Source organism: Deinococcus metalli, from assembly GCF_014201805.1.
Taxonomy (GTDB): domain Bacteria; phylum Deinococcota; class Deinococci; order Deinococcales; family Deinococcaceae; genus Deinococcus; species Deinococcus metalli.
In genome coordinates, this window is sequence record NZ_JACHFK010000007.1 from 55,220 (window position 1) to 71,713 (window position 16,494).

General features: G+C 70.0%; 11 protein-coding genes. 4 read left to right on the forward strand and 7 right to left on the reverse strand.

Features of this window, described 5'->3' with window-relative positions; translation table 11 throughout:
* Positions 1 to 105: 105 nt before the first annotated feature.
* Positions 106 to 2,028 carry a biosynthetic arginine decarboxylase gene (gene speA / locus HNQ07_RS14170; RefSeq protein WP_184112886.1) on the forward strand — a complete coding sequence of 641 codons (1,923 nt, stop codon included), beginning with the start codon at positions 106 to 108 and terminating at the stop codon, positions 2,026 to 2,028.
* A gap of 60 nt (positions 2,029 to 2,088) precedes the next feature.
* On the opposite strand, the gene HNQ07_RS14175 is transcribed toward speA, so the two are convergent.
* The 3 genes from HNQ07_RS14175 to HNQ07_RS23850 all read right to left on the reverse strand — a co-directional run bounded on the left by HNQ07_RS14175 (position 2,089) and on the right by HNQ07_RS23850 (position 3,429).
* Positions 2,089 to 2,235 carry a hypothetical protein gene (locus HNQ07_RS14175; protein WP_184112888.1) on the reverse strand — a complete coding sequence of 49 codons (147 nt, stop codon included), beginning with the start codon at positions 2,233 to 2,235 and terminating at the stop codon, positions 2,089 to 2,091.
* Positions 2,236 to 2,347: 112 nt separating this feature from the next.
* Entirely contained in the window at positions 2,348 to 3,157 is an 810-nt protein-coding gene (locus HNQ07_RS14180) for a metallophosphoesterase (protein ID WP_229832012.1), read from the reverse strand.
* Positions 3,154 to 3,429: a hypothetical protein gene (locus HNQ07_RS23850; RefSeq protein ID WP_221275082.1), complete on the reverse strand. Its 276-nt coding sequence runs from the start codon at positions 3,427 to 3,429 to the stop codon at positions 3,154 to 3,156. The genes HNQ07_RS14180 and HNQ07_RS23850 overlap by 4 nt, the downstream gene beginning before the upstream one ends.
* 115 nt (positions 3,430 to 3,544) lie before the next feature.
* On the opposite strand from HNQ07_RS23850, the gene HNQ07_RS14185 reads away from it, so the two are divergent.
* The 3 genes from HNQ07_RS14185 (at position 3,545) to HNQ07_RS14195 (ending at position 11,148) form a co-directional block, all read left to right on the forward strand.
* On the forward strand, positions 3,545 to 4,429 hold the full coding sequence (locus HNQ07_RS14185) for a metallophosphoesterase (protein ID WP_184112898.1): 885 nt from the start codon (positions 3,545 to 3,547) through the stop codon (positions 4,427 to 4,429).
* 341 nt (positions 4,430 to 4,770) lie between these two features.
* Entirely contained in the window at positions 4,771 to 9,606 is a 4,836-nt protein-coding gene (locus tag HNQ07_RS14190) for a glutamate synthase-related protein (protein WP_446333883.1), read from the forward strand.
* 75 nt (positions 9,607 to 9,681) lie between these two features.
* The gene (locus HNQ07_RS14195; RefSeq protein WP_184112900.1) at positions 9,682 to 11,148 is read left to right on the forward strand and encodes a glutamate synthase subunit beta; all 1,467 of its coding nucleotides are present in this window, start codon (positions 9,682 to 9,684) and stop codon (positions 11,146 to 11,148) included.
* 54 nt (positions 11,149 to 11,202) lie between these two features.
* On the opposite strand, the gene HNQ07_RS14200 is transcribed toward HNQ07_RS14195, so the two are convergent.
* The 4 genes from HNQ07_RS14200 to HNQ07_RS14215 form a co-directional block, all read right to left on the reverse strand.
* Positions 11,203 to 11,631 carry a YybH family protein gene (locus HNQ07_RS14200; protein WP_184112902.1) on the reverse strand — a complete coding sequence of 143 codons (429 nt, stop codon included), beginning with the start codon at positions 11,629 to 11,631 and terminating at the stop codon, positions 11,203 to 11,205.
* 98 nt (positions 11,632 to 11,729) lie between these two features.
* On the reverse strand, positions 11,730 to 12,827 hold the full coding sequence (locus HNQ07_RS14205) for an HD domain-containing phosphohydrolase (protein WP_184112904.1): 1,098 nt from the start codon (positions 12,825 to 12,827) through the stop codon (positions 11,730 to 11,732).
* Positions 12,828 to 12,885: 58 nt separating this feature from the next.
* The gene (gene glyA, locus HNQ07_RS14210; RefSeq protein WP_184112906.1) at positions 12,886 to 14,139 is read right to left on the reverse strand and encodes a serine hydroxymethyltransferase; all 1,254 of its coding nucleotides are present in this window, start codon (positions 14,137 to 14,139) and stop codon (positions 12,886 to 12,888) included.
* A 76-nt stretch (positions 14,140 to 14,215) separates the two neighbouring features.
* On the reverse strand, positions 14,216 to 16,492 hold the full coding sequence (locus HNQ07_RS14215; protein ID WP_184112908.1) for a putative bifunctional diguanylate cyclase/phosphodiesterase: 2,277 nt from the start codon (positions 16,490 to 16,492) through the stop codon (positions 14,216 to 14,218).
* Positions 16,493 to 16,494: the final 2 nt, after the last annotated feature.

The following is a 16,494-nucleotide window of genomic DNA, read 5'->3' on the forward strand; positions in this document are numbered from 1 at the left end:
CCGTATTATTTGCCCGGTTTCGCACGGCGTCCGGCGGGTGAGAGTGTGGCCCCCGAACCCCGCGCACGGCGAGCCTACCCCACACCGGAGGAGGACGCGCCCGACGTGACTGCCACCAATCCCCTGAACACCACTTTCACCACCACCGACGCCGCCGAGCTGTACCAGGTACCCAACTGGAGCGGCGGCTGGTTCCGCGTGTCCGACAAGGGCACCCTCGAGGTCACGCCCAGTCCTGGCCTGCACGCCCCGCTGCGCGCCATCGTGGACGAGATCGTCGAACGCGGCGAGAGCCTGCCCGTGATCCTGCGCTTCCCACAGGTGATCGCCGGCCGGGTCAAGCACCTCAACGAGTCCTTCCAGGCGGCCATCCAGGAGTACGGCTACAGTGGCCACTACCAGGGCGTGTTCCCGATCAAGGTCAACCAGCGCCGCGTGGTCGTGGAGTCGGTCGCCGCGGCCGGCTTCGACTACGCGCACGGTCTGGAGGCCGGCTCCAAGGCCGAACTCGCGCTGTGCCTGGCGCAGAAGATGCACCCGGACGCGCTGCTGTGCTGCAACGGCTTCAAGGACGACGGCTTCATCAAGCTGGCCCTCTGGGGCCGCACGCTGGGCAAGAACGTCGTCATCACCATCGAGAAGTTCTCGGAGCTGGAGCGCATCCTCAAGCAGGCCAAGGCGCTGGGCGTGCGCCCCGCGATGGGCGTGCGCTTCAAGCTGCACGCGCGCGGCAGCGGCCAGTGGGAGGAATCCGGCGGCGACCAGGCGAAGTTCGGCCTGAACGCCTACGAGCTCCTGCGCGTGGTCGAGCGCCTGCGCGAGGAGGACATGCTCGACACGCTGGTGATGCTGCACACCCACATCGGCTCGCAGATCACCGATATCCGGCGCGTGAAGGTCGCAGTGCGCGAGGCCACCCAGACCTACGCGGGCCTGATTGCCGCCGGGGCGGAGCTGAAGTACCTGAACGTGGGCGGCGGCCTGGGCGTCGATTACGACGGCTCCAAGACGACCTTCTACGCCAGCATGAACTACACCGTCAAGGAGTACGCGGCCGACATCGTGTACACCGTGCAGGAGGTGTGCAAGGCGCGCAGCGTGCCCGAGCCCGTGATCGTCTCGGAGTCGGGCCGCGCCCTGACCGCGCACCACGCCGTGCTGATCATGCCGGTGGTGGACGTGACCGGCCCCACCCGCGACCTCGAGGACCTCGCGCCGGCGGTCGAGACCAGCCACCAGATCGTGAAGGACATGGAGGAGATCCTCGCGAACATCACGTCGCGCAACTACCGCGAGTCGTACAACGACGCGGTGGGCGACAAGCAGACGCTGCACAACCTCTTCGACCTCGGTTACGTCACGCTGCCGGACCGGGCGCGCGGCGAGGCGCTGTTCAACGCGATCCTGCGGCGCATCGCCAAGCTGATCCAGAACGAGAAGTACGTGCCGGACGAGCTGGAAGACCTCCAGAAGGTGCTGGCCGACAAGTTCATCTGCAACTTCTCGCTGTTCCAGAGCCTGCCGGACAACTGGGCCATCCAGGCGCTGTTTCCCATCGTGCCGCTTGACCGCCTGAACGAGAAGCCGACGAGACAGGCGACCATCGTGGACATCACCTGCGACTCGGACGGCAAGATCGAGAAGTTCATCGACCTGCGCGACGTCAAGGCCACCCTGCCGCTGCACGAGCCCGGCGACCGCCCGTACTACCTGGGCGCGTTCCTGATGGGCGCGTACCAGGACGTGCTGGGCAGCGCCCACAACCTGTTCGGCAAGGTCAGCGAGGCGCACGTGACCGTGCGGCCCGGCGGGCGCTTCCATATCGACCTGTTCGTGCGCGGCCAGAAGGCACGGCGCATGATCGAGTCGATGGGCTACGAGGAACCCATGCTGCGCGACGCCATCGAGGACCAGGCCGACGCGGCGATCAAGTCCAAGACACTCACGCCGGACCAGGAGCACGAGCTGCTGGAGGACTACGGCGAGGAACTCCTGGGCTACACGTACCTGGAGTACGAGGAGAGCTGAGCCCTTCAGACGAGAACGCGGCCCGCTCTGCACGGGCCGCGTTCTTGCTTCAGGTCGGAATCAGTCGCCGGCGACCGGGTGGCCCAGCGACCGGACCCCGTCCTGGCTGTACTCGCGGTTGATCTCCCGTTCCTCTCGGGTCAGGACGATGAAGCTGAGCAGCATGATCAGCAGCGTCGCGGCGGCCATGAGCAGCAGGAGTTCCATGCCCGCAGTGTGGTCCCGGAGCGCCCGGCCCGAGTGATGCCCGTCTCAAGGCAGGCTGAGCGGGCCTTGGGCACCCCTGTATGCACCCTTGAGCGTTTCTTGAGGTGGTTTCTCAGCGGGGCGGAGCGCCGGGCAGGTCGATCACCTGCACCGGCACCGGTTCCCCGAAGCGCGGATACTTGCGGGCGCGGCCGGGCTCGCCGCGCCCGCAGATCACCGTGAGCTGCGGCAGGCCATGCGGCGTGGCCTGCGCGACGGCCAGGCGACCGGTCTCGTACGCGCCCATGTCGATGTACAGGTGGTTGCCGACGCGGGCCGGCGTCTGCACCGGCGTGTGCCCGTGGACGCTGAAGGTCACGCCCGGCGGCAGGGGAAAGGGGCCCTCGTAGGGCCGCAGCCACAGCGCGGCGTCCTCCGGGGTGCGGTGTTCCGGGTGGCTCACCGGCGGCGCGGCGTGCGAGACGAGCAGGCTCGGCGTGGCGGGCGGCGCGCCGTGGATCACGTGGTCGCCCGTGATGTACACCGTGTTCTTCAGCAGGCCCAGGTACGTCTCCAGCCGCTCGGGAAAGGCCTCCAGCGTCAGGCGGCCCAGTTCGCTGCGCACGGTGTCGCCGCCGGCGCGCATCCACCACTGGTAGCCCTCCATGGCGCGGCGGTAGTCGCCCATGTCGTGCGTGCCCTGGTAGCGCCGGTACCAGCGCAGGCCCTCCAGCGCCATGCGCTCGTGGTTGCCCATCAGCAGCGTCGCGCGGCCCGCGGCGTGCAGCTCGAGCAGCATGTCCACCACGGTCATCGAGCGGGCGCCTCGGTCGATGGCGTCGCCCAGCACGACCAGGTGCGTGCCCGGAAAGTGGTCCAGCACGGCGCGCAGCAGGTCCGGCCGGCCGTGCAGGTCCGGGACGACCAGGGCCGGGGCGCTCACGCCCGCTCTCCGTCGTCCGGCTCGTCGCTGAAGTCGAGCAGCGTCTGCTTGCTGCGCTCGCGCAGGTGCCGCGCGCCGTCGGGGGCGGCGGTGAAGGTCACGGTCGTCCCGGTCGTGTGGGCGTGGTACGCCGCGCCGTCCTGCGCGCCGGGCAGCCACGCGGCGGGCAACTGGAAGGTGCGCCCCAGCTCGTCCTCGACGTCCGCGAGGCCCGTGTCCTCGTCGAGCACGTCGATCACCAGCAGCAGGGAAGTGGGGGGGGAACCGGTCATGCGTCATGCTAGCGGCCCCGCCCTGACCGCGGTCTTCTCCGGCGCCCACCATGAACGCGCCGGCTGCATCCATCGGAGGACGTCCGCCCGGGTGCGCGGCTGCTACCGTGGGCGGATGACCGCCCGGGGACCGTCCGTCACGCGCCGCCAGCTGCTGCGGGTGGCGGGCGGCGGCGCGGTGGCGCTCGCGGCGACCGGCGCGGTCGGGGTGGCGCAGGCGCACACGCTGGACGTCACCACGCACACGCGCCCCCTGCCGGGTCTGCGGTCCACGGTGCGCGTCGCGTTCCTGTCGGACCTGCACTACGGCCTGTATGTGGGGGCCGGGCAGCTGAGCGGCTGGGTGGACGCGGCGCTGGACACCCGGCCGGACCTCGTCCTGCTCGGCGGGGACCTGCTCGACCAGCACCTCGGGGGCTCGCCGCAGCCGCTGCTGACGGAACTCGCGCGGCTGCGGGCTCCGCTGGGCGTGTACGGCGTGTGGGGCAACCACGATTACGGCAGCTTCGGGAAGTACGGCAGCGCGTACTACGGCCCGGTGCGTGCCGACTGGGCGCGGCGGCGCGCCGATCTGGCCCGTGGCCTGCGGACGGCCGGCACCGTGATCCTGCTCAACGAGGGCGTGGCGGTGCGGACCGACCTGTACGTGGGCGGGGTGGACGACCTGTGGAACGGCACGCCGGACGTCCGCGCGGCCCTGCGCGGCGCACAGGGTCGGGCCACGATCCTGCTGAGCCACAACCCCGACGTGCTGGCGGACCTGCCCACGGCGGCCGGCGTGGTCTTGAGCGGCCACACCCACGGCGGGCAGGTGCGGCTGCCGCTGATCGGCGCGCCGGTGGTGCCGAGCGCCTTCGGACAGCGCTACGCGATGGGCTGGGTGGAGGGAGCGCATGGAACCCCCGCGTATGTCAGCCGGGGCCTGGGCACCAGCGGCATTCCCTTCCGCAACCTGTGTGCGCCCGAGGTGACGGTCCTCACATTCACGCCGTCTGCCTGACCACTGGAGGGGAGAAGACGGGACACCGCGTGGCGTGCCCTCCAGCGCGTGATGTTTCCCCGTTACAGGGATGACGGCGCCCATTCCCAGTCCTGGCATTTGACAGGATGTGACCGCCAGTCATTTCCCTGTGAAAACTGCTCGACTCGTGTGATGCTAATTGCTTTGCAAAGCAAACATTTCTCGGAGGGGCATTCGGCATCCATCGGCCTGGACGTTATAAACAAATGTTCAGGGTTTCAGCCGAGAAGGTGTACGGTGGACACTGAAGACCTGCTCCGGGCAGGTTGTCCGGATTCACCGCCGGAACGCGCACGGTGAGATGGAGCGACGACATGGACATGAACGAACAGCAGACCAGCGCCCCCGTTGCAGGCCGCGTGCCCGCCCACACCGGGGCCGGCGCGGCCGAACGGCTGAGCGCCGCCATGCACGGCCTGTACCCCGCCCAGGAGCACGATGCCTGCGGCGTGGGCTTCGTCGCGCACATCAAGGGTGTCAGGAACCACTCGATCATCGAGCGGGGCCTGAAGATCCTCGAGAATCTCGACCACCGCGGCGCGGTCGGCGCCGACGCCCTGATGGGGGACGGCGCCGGCATCCTGATCCAGATCCCGGACGAGTACTACCGCGCGGTCATGCAGGACCAGGGCGTCACGCTGCCCCCGCCCGGCGACTACGGCGTGGGCATGATCTTCCTGCCCAAGGAGATCGCGTCGCGCCGCGCGTGCGAGCAGGAACTCGAGCGCGCCATCATGGCCGAGGGCCAGATCGTGCTCGGCTGGCGCGACGTGCCGGTCAACCGCGACATGCCCATGAGCCCCACGGTGCGCGAGAAAGAGCCCGTGATCCGCCAGGTGTTCATCGGCGCCGGCCCCGACACGCTGGTGCCGGACGCGCTGGAACGCAAGCTGTACGTGATCCGCCGCCGGGCCAGCAACGCCATCCGCGCGCTGGCCTTCACGCATGGCGCCGAGTACTACGTGCCCTCGATGTCGTGCCGCACGGTGATCTACAAGGGCCTGCTGCTGGCCGACCAGGTGGGCGAGTACTACCTCGACCTGCAAGACCCGCGGGTCGTGTCGGCCCTGGCCCTGGTCCACCAGCGCTTCTCCACGAACACCTTCCCGGAGTGGCCCCTGGCGCACCCGTACCGCATGGTCGCGCACAACGGCGAGATCAACACCGTGAAGGGCAACTTCAACTGGATGCGCGCGCGCGAGGGCATCATGGCGAGCCCGGTGCTGGGCGACGACCTGAAGAAGCTCTACCCGATCTCCTTCGAGGGCGAGTCCGACACGGCCACCTTCGACAACGCCCTGGAACTGCTGACCATGGCCGGCTACCCTATGGCCCAGGCCGCGATGATGATGATCCCCGAAGCGTGGGAGGGCAACACCCTGATCGGGGACCGCCGCCGCGCGTTCTACGAGTACCACGCCGCCCTGATGGAACCGTGGGACGGTCCGGCCGCGATGGTCTTCACGGACGGCCGCCAGGTGGGCGCGACCCTCGACCGCAACGGCCTGCGCCCCGCCCGCTACATCCAGACGCGCGACGACCTGGTGATCCTGGCGTCCGAGTCCGGCGTGCTGCCGATTCCCGAGGCGCAGATCGTCAAGAAGTGGCGCCTGCAACCCGGCAAGATGTTCATGATCGACCTGGAGCAGGGCCGGATCATCGAGGACGACGAACTCAAGACCCAGTTCGCGCAGGCCAAGCCCTACCGGCAGTGGGTGGAGAACACCCGCGTGCCCCTCTCGGACTCCGAGGACACCGGCACCATCGGTGAGTTCAGCGAACCGCTGCTCGACCGCCAACAGGCCTTCGGCTACACCCAGGAGGACCTGAAGTTCCTGATGGGACCCATGGCCCTGTCCGGCGAGGAAGGCATCGGGTCGATGGGCAACGACTCGCCGCTGGCGGTGCTGTCCGGCAAGAACAAGCCGCTGTACTCGTACTTCAAGCAGCTCTTCGCGCAGGTCACCAACCCGCCCATCGACCCCATCCGCGAGGCCGTGGTCATGTCGCTGGTGTCCTTCGTGGGGCCGCGCCCGAACGTGCTGGACATCAACGCGGTCAATCCGCAGATGCGCCTCCAGGTTGACCAGCCCATCCTCGACTTCGACGACATCGCCCGGCTGCGCAACATCGAGGGCCACACGCGCGGCAAGTTCAAGTCCTACGACCTGGACATCACCTACCCCGCCGAGTGGGGCAGCCGCGGCATCGAGGCCAAGCTCGCCACCATCAACGCGTGGGCGGTGGACGCCATCGAGAGCGGCCACAACATCATCATCCTGAGTGACCGCCGGGTCGACCGCGACCGCGTGGCGATCCCCGCGCTGCTGGCGCTGGCGAGCGTGCACCACCACCTCGTCCGGGCGGGGCTGCGCATGAAGACCGGGCTGGTCGTCGAGACCGGCGACGCCCGCGAGGTGCACCACTTCGCCGCGCTGGCCGGCTACGGCGCCGAGGCCATCCACCCGTACCTGGCCCTCGAGACGCTGGCCGATCTCCACCAGGACATCCCGGGCATGCCGGACCTGTCGTCGGTGGGCTCGAAGAAGGCCATCCAGAACTACATCAAGGCGGTCGGCAAGGGCCTGTCCAAGATCATGTCCAAGATGGGCGTGAGCACGTACATGAGTTACTGCGGCGCGCAGCTGTTCGAGGCGATCGGCCTGAAGGAGGACTTCGTGCAGAAGTACTTCTACGGCACGAGCTCCAAGGTCGGCGGCATCGGCATCTTCGAGGTGGCGGAAGAAGCGCTGCGCATGCACCGCGCGGCCTTCAGCGATGATCCGCTGCTCCAGGGCAAGCTCGACGCCGGCGGCGAGTACGCGTGGCGCGCGCGCGGCGAGGAGCACATGTGGACGCCGGACGCGATCGCCAAGCTGCAACATTCGGTGCGCAGCGGGCAGTACTCGACCTTCGAGGAATACGCGCGGATCATCAACGACCAGTCCCGCCGGCACATGACCCTGCGCGGCCTGTTCGAGTTCCGCACCGAGGGCGTGGAGCCCGTGCCGCTGGAGGAGGTGGAAAGCGCCACCGAGATCGTCAAGCGCTTCGCCACCGGCGCAATGAGCCTGGGCAGTATTTCCACCGAGGCGCACACCACGCTGGCCGTCGCCATGAACCGCATCGGCGGCAAGAGCAACACCGGTGAGGGCGGCGAAGACCCGGCCCGCTACGAGCGCGAGATGCGCGGCGAGAAGATCGGCAAGGGCGAGACCCTGGGCAGCGTCCTGGGGGTCGGGGCCGGCGGCGTCCGGCGCGTCGAGGTGGACTACCCGCTGGAACCCGGCGACAGCCTGCGCTCCAAGATCAAGCAGGTCGCGTCGGGCCGCTTCGGCGTCACCGCCGGCTACCTGACCAGCGCCGACCAGATCCAGATCAAGATGGCGCAGGGCGCCAAGCCCGGCGAGGGCGGACAGCTCCCCGGCGGCAAGGTCAGCGAGTACATCGGCTTCCTGCGCCACAGCGTGCCCGGCGTGGGATTGATCTCGCCGCCGCCGCACCACGACATCTACTCGATTGAAGACCTCAAGCAGCTCATCCACGACCTGAAGAACGTCAACCCGCGCGCGGACATCTCGGTCAAGCTCGTCTCAGAAGTCGGCGTGGGCACCATCGCGGCCGGCGTGGCGAAGTGCAAGGCCGACCACATCGTGATCGCCGGGCACGACGGCGGCACCGGCGCCAGCCCGTGGAGCAGCATCAAGCACGCGGGCACGCCGTGGGAGCTGGGCTTGGCGGAGACGCAGCAGACGCTGGTGCTGAACCGCCTGCGCGACCGCGTGCGCGTGCAGACCGATGGACAGCTCAAGACCGGCCGCGACGTCGTGATCGCCGCGCTGCTGGGCGCCGACGAGTTCGGCTTCGCCACCGCGCCGCTGGTCGCGGAGGGCTGCATCATGATGCGCAAGTGCCACCTGAACACCTGCCCGGTCGGCGTGGCCACGCAGGACCCGGTGCTGCGCGCCCGCTTCCAGGGCAAGCCCGAGCACGTCATCAACTTCTTCTTCTTCATCGCGGAGGAAGCCCGCAAGATCATGGCCCAGCTCGGCATCCGCACCTTCGACGAGCTGACGGGTCGCAGTGACCTGCTCGACACCAAGAAGGGCATCGAGCACTGGAAGGCGCAGGGCCTGGACTTCTCGCGCGTGTTCTACCGCCCGGAACTGCCCGACGACGTGGGCACCCGCCACCTCCAGACGCAGGACCACGGCCTGGACCGAGCGCTCGACCTCAAGCTGATCGAAAAGTGCCGCCCCGCCATCGAGAAGGGCGAGCGCGTGCACTTCCTGCAAGACGTGCGCAACGTCAACCGCTCGGTCGGCGCGATGCTGTCGGGCGAACTCGTCCGTGCGCGCCCCGAGGGTCTGCCGGACAACACCGTGCACGTCCAGATGGAGGGCACGGCCGGCCAGTCCTTCGGCGCGTTCCTGGCGCCGGGCCTGACCCTGTACCTGATCGGCGACGCGAACGACTACACCGGCAAGGGCCTGTCGGGCGGGCGCATCGTGGTGCGGCCCACCATCGAGTTCCGCGGCAAGGCCGAGGAGAACATCATCGTCGGGAACACCGTGCTGTACGGCGCGACCTCCGGCGAGGCCTTCTTCCGCGGCGTGGCCGGCGAGCGCTTCGGCGTGCGGCTCTCGGGCGCGCAGGCGGTCGTGGAGGGCACCGGCGACCACGGCTGCGAGTACATGACCGGCGGCACCGTGGTGGTGCTCGGCAAGACCGGGCGCAACTTCGCGGCCGGCATGTCGGGTGGCGTCGCGTACGTGTACGACGTGGACGGCCAGTTCGAGCACCGCTGCAACCTCAGCATGGTCAGCCTGGAGCGCGTGCAGCCCGAGGACGAGCAGCTCCAGAGCGCCGACGTGCGCGCCCTGCACGGCGGCCAGAGTGACGAGTCCCAGCTGCGCCGCCTGATCGAGGAGCACCACCGCTACACCGGCTCGCAGCGCGCCGGGGAGATCCTCGACGACTGGAACGCCGCCCTGAAGAAGTTCATCAAGGTCTTCCCGCTGGAGTACCAGCGCGCCCTGAAGGAACACGCCGCCGCGCCCGCGAAGCCCGAGGAGGGCACCGTGCACGCCGCCGACACGACCAGCATGAAGGTCAAGACCGGCAAGAAGGGCGGCCAGGGCACCCTGACGAAGTAACGCGCGCACGGCGGAGGGTCACGCCTCCGCCGCGCCGTCCACCCCGCACGCTTTTCTCCCATCCCGGAGTTCCCCATGAGCAAGATCACCGGTTTCCTCGACCAGCCCCGCATCAAGGAGCAGTACGCGCCGCCCCCCGCCCGGCTCAAGCACTACCGCGAGTTCGTGGAGCCCCTGGCGGGCGAACTGGCGCGCAAGCAGGCGGTGCGCTGCATGGACTGCGGCATTCCGTTCTGCAACAACGGCTGCCCCGTCAACAACATTATCCCGGACTTCAACAACCTGGTGTACCAGGACGACTGGCGTTCCGCGCTGGACACGCTGCACTCCACCAACAACTTCCCGGAGTTCACGGGCCGCATCTGCCCCGCGCCGTGCGAGGCCGCGTGCACCCTGAACATCAACGACGATCCGGTGGGCATCAAGTCCATCGAACTGGCGATCATCGAGCGCGGCTGGCAGGAAGGCTGGGTCGCGCCGCAACCGCCCGCCGTGAAGACCGGCAAGAAGGTCGCTGTCGTCGGCTCCGGCCCCGCCGGTTTGAGTGCCGCGCAGCAGCTCGCCCGTGCCGGGCACGACGTGACGGTGTTCGAGAAGAACGACCGGGTGGGCGGCCTGCTCAGATACGGCATCCCGGACTTCAAGATGGAAAAGCAGCATATCGACCGCCGCGTGGCGCAGATGGAAGCCGAGGGCGTGACCTTCCGCACCGGCGTGGTGGTGGGCGAGTGGCCCAGGGACAGCAAGGTCACCAACCTGAGCAAGCAGAGCGTGACGCCCGCCGACCTGCGCGCCGAGTTCGACGCCGTGCTGCTCGCGGGCGGCGCGGAGCAGCCGCGTGACCTGCCGGTGCCGGGCCGGGAACTGGACGGCGTTCACTACGCCATGGAGTTCCTGCCCGGCCAGAACCGCGTGAACGCCGGCGACAAACTGCGCAAGCAGCTGCGCGCCGACGGCAAGAAGGTCGTCGTGATCGGCGGCGGCGACACCGGCAGCGACTGCGTGGGCACCAGCAACCGCCACGGCGCCACCAGTGTCACGCAGTTCGAGGTGATGCCCCAGCCTCCGGAGCAGGAGAACAAACCCCTGGTGTGGCCGTACTGGCCGCTGAAACTCCGCACCAGCAGCAGCCACGAGGAAGGCGCGGTGCGCGAGTTCGCCATCGCCACCAAGGAATTCCTCGGCAAGGGTGGCAAGGTCACGGGCGTCAAGACCGTGCGGATCGAGTTCGTGAACGGCAAGCTGGAGGAAGTCGCGGGCAGCGAGGAAGTCCACGAGGCCGACCTGGTGCTGCTCGCCATGGGCTTTACCAACCCCATGGGCAGCGTGCTGGACTCCTTCGGCGTGGCCAAGGACGCGCGCGGCAACGCCCAGGCCGGCACCGACGAGAGTGGCGGGTATGCCACCAGCGTGCCCGGCATCTACGCCGCCGGGGACATGCGCCGCGGCCAGAGCCTGGTCGTGTGGGCGATCCGCGAGGGCCGTCAGGCCGCCCGCGCCGTCGACCAGTTCCTGATGGGCGAGAGCGTCCTGCCGCGGTAAGACGCCCCGGAGCGGAAGGCGGACGACTCCTGCGCGGGGTCGTCCGCCTTCCGCTCACGTCGGGCGGCTCAGGTTGACCTTGCCCGTCTCGAAGGAGGCGGGCGCGCTGCTGTGTTCATGCACGATCTGCCAGCCGGTGTCCTCGCGCGTGAGGGTGAGGCTCAGGCGGTTGTTCATGGCGCGCAGGCGCTCGCCGCCGGCACTCAGGCCCGCGTAGGTCACGAAGGCGTGCACCACGGCCAGGTCGGGGGTGACGGTACTCCGCACATCCTCGAAGGTGACCTCCACGCGCTCGTCGCCCAGCGAGGCGAACCAGCCCTCGACCATGCCGCGCCACGCGTCTCGGCCGTCGTACAGCCACGACTCCCACATGTCGAACACCGTGACGTTCGGGTGGTACAGGGCGAGCAGGGCGTCCACGTCGCGGGCATAGACGGCCCCGGCATACGCGCCGAGGATGCGGGCGGGATCATCCATGGTCATGGTAGGGATGACTGTACACGAAATTTCGCCCGGAGAATAATTCGGTGGGGGTATTACGGTACGATGCTCAGGGCTGCCCGGGGTGACCCACCGCCACGTCAGGCCAGTGCGCCGGCTTCATCCAGAACGTCCAGCAGCGCGTCCACGACCTGCGGGTCAAAGTGCGTGCCGCGCCCCTCACGGATCTCGGCCAGGGTGTCGTCCAGCGACCACGCCGGTTTGTACGGGCGGACGTGCCGCAGCGCGTCGTACACGTCGCACACCGCGAAGATGCGGGCGAGCAGGGGAATGTCCTCGCCCTGCCGGCCGAAGGGGTAGCCGGCGCCGTCCCAGCGTTCGTGGTGGTACGCGATCACGTCCAGCGCGCTCTGCGGCAGGAAGGGGAGCTGCTGGGCGAGATGCAGGCCGTCTTGCACATGCGCCTGCATGCGCTGCCACATCTCGCCGGGCAGCGGGCCGGGGTGCCCCAGGATCGCGTCCGGGACGGCGATCTTGCCGATGTCGTGCAGGTACGCGCCCCAGCGCAGGGCGCGCAGGGCCGGGCCGCGCAGGCCCAGCCGCTTGCCGAGGGACGTGGCGAGCGCCGTGACCCGGTCGGTGTGGCCCAGCGTCTCGGCGTCCCGCGCCTCCAGGCACACGCCCAGGGCGCGCAGGGCGTCCTCCTGCGCGGCGCGTTCGCGTTCCTCGGCGTCCAGGCGCGCGGCGAGCAGCGACAGCAGGCTGGTCACGTGGCTGATCAGGGCGCGTTCGTCCGGCGTCCACGCGTGGGGCGTGAAGGCGTGGGCGAGCAGCGCGCCGACGAGTTCCCCGCCGCGCGAGCGGACGGGCGCGGCAACCAGCGCCAGCACGCCCAGTTCCGGGAAGCCGGCGGTGGCGCTGTCCTGCCGGGTGTCCTCTATGAACAGCACACCCGGCGCGTTCTGGAGGGCAGCCATCAGCGGCAGGTCACTCGGCAGCCCGTGCGCGAGCAGCGCGGCCATGACAGACCCCTGGGGCATGTGGCCGCTGCCGGCGCGGGCCGCGAAGGTCAGTGTGTGGTCGCGCCACTGGAAGTATCCGGCGCCGACCGCGGCGGTGCGGGCCACCAGCGTGTCCAGCACCGGCTGCATGGCGCTGCCCAGATCCTGGGCGCTCAGGCCCAGGCGGGCCAGCTCCAGCGTCAACTGTGGAACCTCGTCGCCGGGCCGCGTCGTCATGTTCTGCCCAGGGTAGCGTGCGGTCTTCTGGAACAGTGTCAGCCCTGGCGCTGTTGTCTCAGGGCAGCGGGAAGCCGCCCGCGAAGGCGTGCACCTCGGCCTTCACGTCCTCTTCCCTCAGCGCCCGGTCGATCAGGTCGGCGATGCGCGGCATGTCGCTTTCCTTCATCCCTCGGGTGGTCACCGCGGGGGTGCCGATCCGGATGCCGCCGCCGTGCAGGATCTTCTCGGTGTCGTACGGCAGCGTGGACTTGGAGATGGTGATGTGGTTGGCGTCCAGGCGCCGGGTGGCCTTGGTGCCGTTCAGGCCCTGGGGGCGCAGGTCGAGCACGAGCAGGTGGTTGTCCGTCCCGCCCGACACCACGCGGTAGCCCTTGTCCTGGAAGGCCCCCGCGAGGGCGCGGGCGTTGGCGATGACCTGCCGCGCGTACGCCTTGAACTCCGGGCGCAGCGCCTCGCCGAAGGCCACGGCCTTCGCGGCGATGACGTGCTCCAGCGGGCCGCCCTGGTAGCCGGGGAACACCGCGCGGTCGAGTTTCGCGCCGATCTCGGCGTCGTTCGACAGGATGATGCCGCCGCGCGGCCCGCGCAGGGTCTTGTGCGTGGTGCTGGCGACCACGTGCGCGTGCGGCAGCGCGTTCGGGTGCTCGCCCGCCGCGATCAGGCCGGCGATGTGCGCGATGTCCGCGAACAGGACCGCGCCGACCTCGTCCGCGACCTCGCGGAACGCGGCGAAGTCGATGATGCGCGAGTACGCGCTGGCCCCCGCGATGATCATCTTCGGCCGGTGCTCGTGCGCGAGGCGCCGGACTTCGTCCATGTCGATGAGTTCAGTGTCGGGGTTCACCTTGTACCCGACGATGGAGTAGCGCAGGCCCGAGAAGTTCACAGGGTTGCCGTGCGTCAGGTGCCCGCCGTGCGACAGGTCCATGCCCAGCACCACCGAGCCCGGCTCGATCAGGGCGTTGTACACCGCGAGGTTTGCGCTCGATCCCGAGTGCGGCTGCACGTTCGCCCACGCCGCGCCGAACAGTTCCTTCACGCGGTCGATGGCGAGCTGCTCGACCTGATCCACGACCTCGCAGCCGCCGTACCAGCGCTTGCCGGGGTAGCCCTCGGCGTACTTGTTGGTCAGCACGCTGCCCTGGGCCTCGCGCACCGCCGCCGAGGTGAAATTCTCGGACGCGATGAGTTCCAGGCCGTGGAGCTGCCGGTCGCGTTCCCGGTCGATCAGGTCGAAGATGGCCGTGTCACGCTCGGCCGCGGGAGGGGCGGCCGTGACACGGGCGGTGGGCTGGTCGGCGGTCGTCATGCCCCCACGGTAACACCGGCACCTGAGCGCCGGGGGAGGCGTGTCTTTGCAGGTCAGACGACGCGCCGGGCGCCGGTCACGCGCTGCCCAGCAGGCCCACCGTGCCGCCGGGCCGCGTGTACGGGGGCGTGCCCTCGGGCGGCTGGGCGCGCCCGATCCAGTAGCCCTGCAGCGCGTCTACGCCGAGGTTCTGGAGCAGCTGCGCCTGGGTCGGGGTCTCCACGCCCTCGGCCACCACCCGCAGCGCCAGCGCCTGTCCCAGCGCCACGATCGCCTGCACGACCGTGTACGCCGCCTGCGCCTGCGAGCTGCCCGGTTCCCCGACCTCCAGCTCGCGCGTGAAGGCCCGGTCGATCTTCAGGGTGGTGATCGGGAGGCGCAGCAGGGCCGACAGCGACGACTGCCCCACCCCGAAGTCGTCGATGGCGACGTTCACGCCCAGGTCCAGCAGGGCGCGCAGCGTCTCGCGGGCTTGCGCCTCGTTCTCGACCAGCAGCCGCTCGGTGACCTCCAGTTCCAGCGCCTGCGGGGGCACGCCGTGCCGCGCCAGCGACGCCCGTAGCCCCGGCAGGAAGTCCGCCCGGACGAGGTGCGGCGGGCTGATGTTCACTGCCACCTGCCGCTCCGGGAACTGCGGCAGCCACAGCGACAGCTGCCGGCACGCCTCGTCGACCACCCAGTTGTCCAGCGCGACCATCAGGCCGGCCGTCTCCGCGATGGGCACGAACTCGCCCGGCGACACCGGCCCGAGTTCCGGGTCGGTCCAGCGCAGCAGCGCCTCGAAGCGCCGCAACCGGCCGTCCTGGTCACGCTGCGGCTGGTAGTGCAGGGACAGCTCGTCGCGGTCCAGCACGCCGCGCAGCCGCGTCTCGATCAGGATGCGGCGGGCAGCGAGCTGGTCGTGCACGCCCGGCGTGTACAGGCTCAGGGCGTTCTTGCCGGTGCGCTTGACCTCGTACATCGCCTGGTCCGCCCAGCGCAGCAGCGCCGCCGGATCGCGTTCGTCCGGGGTGGACAGCGCGCCGCCGACTGACGCCGTGATCTGCAGCCGTTGCCCGGCCAGCGTCACGGACTCGCGCAGGGCCAGCACCACGCGCTCACACAGCGCCGCCAGCGTGGCCGTGGTGGCCGGGGCGAGCACCACCACGAACTCGTCTCCACCCAGGCGAATGCAGGGATGCCCGGCGCCCGCCGCGCTGCACAGCCGCCGCGCGACCTCCTGTAGGAACTGGTCGCCGGCGCGGTGCCCGAGCGCGTCGTTCACGAACTTGAAGTCGTCCAGGTCCACGAACAGCAGCCCGACCTCGTCGTCGCCGGCCAGCGCGCCGCGCAGCACCGCGTCGAGCTGCGTGCGGTTGCCCAGGCCGGTCAGGGGATCGTGGTGCGCCTGGTGGTGCAGCAGCGCCCGGTGGTCCTGCAACTCGCGCAGCGCCAGCGTCTGCCGCGCCGCGACCAGCAGGGCCACCGCGAAGGTGGCGCTCAGCGCGCCCAGTCCTGCTAGGTCGTCGCGTTCCGGCATGGCGAGCAGCAGCGTGAAACTGCCCAGCAGGGCCACGTATGGGGCCAGCCGGGCATGCAGCCCGTGCAGGCGCGAGCCTTCCCGCGGGGCCCGTCCCCGCTGGCTTGCCCGCCACGCCCCGGCCGCGAAGACCACGGCGGCCAGCGGCCACACCACGTCCGGCCAGCCGTGCTCCGCGCCCACGGCCGAGAAGCCCAGGTCCGCCGTCAGGACCAGCAGCATGCCCAGCGTCAGCAGCCACGTGCCGCCCGGCGCGCCCTCGCGGCTGCGCCAGCCCTGCGCGAGCAGCAGCCCCAGCACCACCAGGTCGGCCAGCGACCGCACGCTCCACACCGCGCTGGTCCCCACGTCATGGACGTGCAGCACCCGCGGGGCCAGCTGGAAGTACCACAGGGAGCCGCCCACACTGACCATCAGCGCGGCCACGTCCAGCCGGGCGGCCATGCCCGGCAGCGACGGCCAGCGCCGCTCGAAGCGCAGCAGGGCCAGCAGGAAGCACGCGGGCAGCGCCAGGAACAGCGGATCGGCCGCGGACGGGACCGACGGCGGCTGCGGCAGAAGCGACAGCAGCAGGTGTCCCACGCCCCACAGCACCGTGCCCAGTCCGATGATCCGCCACGCCCGCACCTCCACGGTGCGCGGCGCGAGCCACACGATCAGGGCGCCGCTGCCCAGGAAGACCGGCACGCCCAGCCGCTCGGCCAGCGCGTCGGGAAGCAGGCCATGCGGCCACCCGCCCAGCACCTGTGACAGCTGAAGGACGCACAGGGCGCCGAGGACCAGCAGGATCGGCAGCGGGCCGGGCGGGACGCGGGTGGAGGGTGGAGCGCTCATCT

Bases quoted from the DNA above. Each gene is read 5' to 3' on its own strand.
- HNQ07_RS14195 (WP_184112900.1), top strand. From the start codon at position 9,682: ATGAGCAAGATCACCGGTTTCCTCGACCAGCCCCGCATCAAGGAGCAG.
- HNQ07_RS14205 (WP_184112904.1), bottom strand. From the start codon at position 12,827: ATGACGACGCGGCCCGGCGACGAGGTTCCACAGTTGACGCTGGAGCTG.
- HNQ07_RS14215 (WP_184112908.1), bottom strand. From the start codon at position 16,492: ATGAGCGCTCCACCCTCCACCCGCGTCCCGCCCGGCCCGCTGCCGATC.
- HNQ07_RS23850 (WP_221275082.1), bottom strand. From the start codon at position 3,429: ATGACCGGTTCCCCCCCCACTTCCCTGCTGCTGGTGATCGACGTGCTC.
- HNQ07_RS14190 (WP_446333883.1), top strand. From the start codon at position 4,771: ATGAACGAACAGCAGACCAGCGCCCCCGTTGCAGGCCGCGTGCCCGCC.
- HNQ07_RS14185 (WP_184112898.1), top strand. From the start codon at position 3,545: ATGACCGCCCGGGGACCGTCCGTCACGCGCCGCCAGCTGCTGCGGGTG.
- glyA (WP_184112906.1), bottom strand. From the start codon at position 14,139: ATGACGACCGCCGACCAGCCCACCGCCCGTGTCACGGCCGCCCCTCCC.
- HNQ07_RS14200 (WP_184112902.1), bottom strand. From the start codon at position 11,631: ATGACCATGGATGATCCCGCCCGCATCCTCGGCGCGTATGCCGGGGCC.
- HNQ07_RS14175 (WP_184112888.1), bottom strand. From the start codon at position 2,235: ATGGAACTCCTGCTGCTCATGGCCGCCGCGACGCTGCTGATCATGCTG.